This window comes from Tenacibaculum sp. IB213877, from assembly GCF_034043975.1.
Lineage (GTDB): Bacteria > Bacteroidota > Bacteroidia > Flavobacteriales > Flavobacteriaceae > Polaribacter.
Map to the genome: position 1 here is coordinate 1 of NZ_JAXCHH010000027.1, position 1150 is coordinate 1150.

A 1150-nucleotide genomic window follows, 5' to 3' on the forward strand; every position below is an offset into this window, starting at 1 on the left:
TATTGTCAGTGGAACGGCAACGATTGCCGATACGAGTTCCCCTACTACAGGAGTGACGGTAGCAGCAGGCGATACGGTTACTTTACGATGGACAATCAGCAACGGAAGCTGTACCGATAGTACGGATGATGTGGTACTGACCAACGATGCGTTGCCTACCACAGCGGCAGCAGGCACCGACCAAACCCAGTGTAATACCTCAGGCTTTACCATGGCAGCAAATACACCTACGGTAGGCACGGGATTATGGAGTATTGTCAGTGGAACGGCAACGATTACCGATACGAGTTCACCGACTACGGGAGTCACCGTAGCAGCAGGCGATACGGTGACTTTACGATGGACGATCAGCAACGGAAGCTGTACCGATAGTACGGACGATGTGGTACTGACCAACGATGCGTTGCCTACGACAGCGGCAGCAGGCACCGACCAAACCCAATGTAACACCTCAGGCTTTACCATGGCAGCCAATACGCCTACGGTAGGTACAGGATTATGGAGTATTGTCAGTGGAACGGCAACGATTGCCGATACGAGTTCCCCTACTACAGGAGTGACGGTAGCGGCAGGCGATACGGTGACTTTACGATGGACAATCAGCAACGGAAGCTGTACCGATAGTACAGACGATGTGGTACTGACCAACGATGCGTTGCCTACGACAGCGGCAGCAGGCACCGACCAAACCCAATGTAACACCTCAGGCTTTACCATGGCAGCAAATACACCTACGGTAGGCACGGGATTATGGAGTATTGTCAGTGGAACGGCAACGATTGCCGATACGAGTTCCCCGACTACAGGAGTGACGGTAGCGGCAGGCGATACGGTGACTTTACGATGGACAATCAGCAACGGAAGCTGTACCGATAGTACAGACGATGTGGTACTGACCAACGATGCGTTGCCTACGACAGCGGCAGCAGGCACCGACCAAACCCAATGTAACACCTCAGGGTTTACCATGGCAGCCAATACGCCTACGGTAGGTACAGGAATATGGAGTATTGTCAGTGGAGCGGCAACGATTGCCGATACGAGTTCCCCTACTACAGGAGTGACGGTAGCGGCAGGAGATACGGTTACTTTACGATGGACGATCAGCAACGGAAGCTGTACCGATAGTACGGACGATGTAGTACTGACC

Annotated in this window: 1 pseudogene; it reads left to right on the forward strand. The window is 53.0% G+C overall.

The annotated features are described in order from the left end of the window. Window positions 1-1150, forward strand: a pseudogene (locus SLH33_RS12925) (hypothetical protein); the annotation flags it as partial.